A 1,822-nucleotide genomic window follows, 5' to 3' on the forward strand; every position below is an offset into this window, starting at 1 on the left:
TATCGCCGAGCTGCCGAACAAGGGCATGCTGAAGCACAAACCAGTTTGGCCTTTCTCTATGACAACGGACGCGTTAATACCTACGGACGCAGTAGTGTAGCTTCTCATGAGGTCATAGCTTATATGCTTCATATTCTCGCTGCTGAGCAAGGTAATGAGACCGCTATTGTACGTCGTGATCTTAGCTCTAATTGGTTATCACCTGAACAGCTTGCTGAAGGCCAGCGGATGGCAAATGGATGGCGCGTTGGCACCTCTCTGCCCCGTTAAAATGACTTCACTACCTTGTCAAACCCCGCTCAAGCAGCGGGGTTTTTGTGCTTAAACGTTCAGAAACTCAAGATTATTCGCCTTATCTTGAGTTTTTGAGAGTACCCCTTAAAAGGTGTCCTTTTCAGCCCTGCACAGGCTGCCACTTGGCTTGACGGGAGGGCGTCCCCCAGCGGATAAGGCGGGCAGACAACGCGGAGATTGAACACTAATGATAGAAAGCATGGTTTCGTTGCTCGCCGCGGGGTTCGGGCTAGGTTGGCTTCCCTGGGCTCCAGGGACTTTTGGTTCGTTGCTTGGCATCCCCCTAGCTTGGTGGCTACTCGACCGCCCACTGACGAAACAGGTCATCATCATAGTTCTACTGCTGATCGTTGGTGTACCGCTCTGCCACTGGTCATCCCATTGGCTTGGTGGCGGCGATGCTTCGCAGATTGTCGCCGATGAGTTTTTGGCTTTTCCATTAGTGACGCTAGGCCTAGCGGCGGCTCGAACGCCTTGGATGATGGGGGTGGCATTCGCTTTGTATAGACTATTCGATACCACTAAGCCCCCACCTATCAATTTCATCGAAACCATCGGCGGGGGGTTAGGGATAGTGCTGGATGATGTCTTAGCTGCCCTCTTTGCGTGGATAATCCTCTTCGTAGGAATCGCTCTATGGCGACGGCGCTATGTCATATGAAAACTATGTCTCCTGGGCTAAGCCCCAGATTATCTGTCATATCTTGAGTTTAGCGAGGGTGGTGGTTTTAACTCGCTAAACCCCTTTTCGCGGGGTCAGTCGGAGTACGTTAGACTGATACTCACATACAGAGGAGCGGCCCATGAGCACCCCATTAGACCCGATTGTGAGCGAGTTTGAGACTCAGGAGCAGGCTGACAGCTATCAACGTTGGTTTCGTGAACGAGTTCAAGCCAGCCTTGCCGATCCACGTCCCGGCATTCCCCATGATGAAGTCATGGCGGAAATGGACGCGCTGATTAATGACATTGAGGATCAGCACAGGAAACGTGCCTGATGCTGCCAGTGATTTGGCGGCAAACCGCCCGTGAAGACCTTTCTAAACTCCTACGCCATATTGCACTAGAAGACCCTCAAGCCGCACGGCGACTCAAGGCCCGTCTAGAGTCTGTTGTTCTACCGCTCTCTGAACACCCCTACCTGTACCGTGTGGGCGATGTCCCGGGCACGCGTGAGATTGTCGCGCATCCCAACTATATCGTGGTGTACCGCGTTGCTGTTTCTCATATCGACATCGTCAATGTCCTGCACGCCCGTCAGGAATACCCCTAGATCGACCGTAGGTCGATGCAGCGAGCCACGCGAGCGGTAACCGGCAATGCACATCACCTGATGCGCTACGGCTTCTGACGCCTTCCACAGCCCCTTCTGCATCTCGACACCTTTTTGATCAACAAGAGGCCCTAGCGGTCTGCACGTAACCATTGCGCGTATGCGCCCACCTTCGGCGCAGGTGCGTAGCACCTCGAAAGCCGCTCTAGCAGCGCCTTTGGCGCGTCATCATTAGGCTGGCCGAAGGCCAGGGCG

Annotated in this window: 3 protein-coding genes and 1 pseudogene; all 4 read left to right on the forward strand. The window is 53.9% G+C overall.

Annotated elements, in window-relative coordinates; genetic code table 11:
* A pseudogene (locus INT22_RS02340) lies at positions 1–270 on the forward strand (sel1 repeat family protein); the annotation flags it as partial.
* Positions 271–493: 223 nt separating this feature from the next.
* Positions 494–955: a phosphatidylglycerophosphatase A gene (locus tag INT22_RS02345; protein WP_319022002.1), complete on the forward strand. Its 462-nt coding sequence runs from the start codon at positions 494–496 to the stop codon at positions 953–955.
* A 142-nt stretch (positions 956–1,097) separates the two neighbouring features.
* Positions 1,098–1,292, forward strand: coding sequence for a type II toxin-antitoxin system RelB family antitoxin (gene relB / locus INT22_RS02350; protein WP_193067585.1), 195 nt, complete (start codon positions 1,098–1,100; stop codon positions 1,290–1,292).
* Positions 1,292–1,567, forward strand: a complete 276-nt coding sequence (locus tag INT22_RS02355) for a type II toxin-antitoxin system RelE/ParE family toxin (protein WP_113271298.1) — start codon at positions 1,292–1,294, stop codon at positions 1,565–1,567. The genes relB and INT22_RS02355 overlap by 1 nt, the downstream gene beginning before the upstream one ends.
* Positions 1,568–1,822: the final 255 nt, after the last annotated feature.

The organism is Halomonas sp. 3D7M (assembly GCF_014897885.1).
Lineage (GTDB): Bacteria > Pseudomonadota > Gammaproteobacteria > Pseudomonadales > Halomonadaceae > Vreelandella.